Genomic DNA, 235 nt, shown 5'->3' on the forward strand with positions numbered 1-235 from the left:
CCCGCCGCCCCCCCCGATCCCGGGAAGTGACTGGAGGTCAGCCGGGTGCGCTTCCGATCTGATCGAGGCGGACTGACTAGCTGAGGTGCTGGCGGATTGACTCGCACTGGTTGAAGCCGATTGACTAGCTGACGTGCTGGCTGATTGGCTCGCACTGGTGGAAGCCGACTGACTTGCACTTGTGCTGGCGGATTGGCTTGCACTGGTTGAGGCCGACTGACTTGCACTTGTGCTG

At 62.1% G+C, this 235-nt stretch carries 1 protein-coding gene; it reads right to left on the reverse strand.

What is annotated here, in order from left to right:
• Nucleotides 1–235, reverse strand: a 235-nt coding sequence (locus OCF96_RS10080) for a hypothetical protein (RefSeq protein WP_261447087.1), incomplete at both ends; no start/stop codon positions are given.

Source organism: Streptococcus mitis (genome assembly GCF_946190065.1).
Classification (GTDB): Bacteria; Bacillota; Bacilli; order Lactobacillales; family Streptococcaceae; genus Streptococcus; species Streptococcus mitis_DE.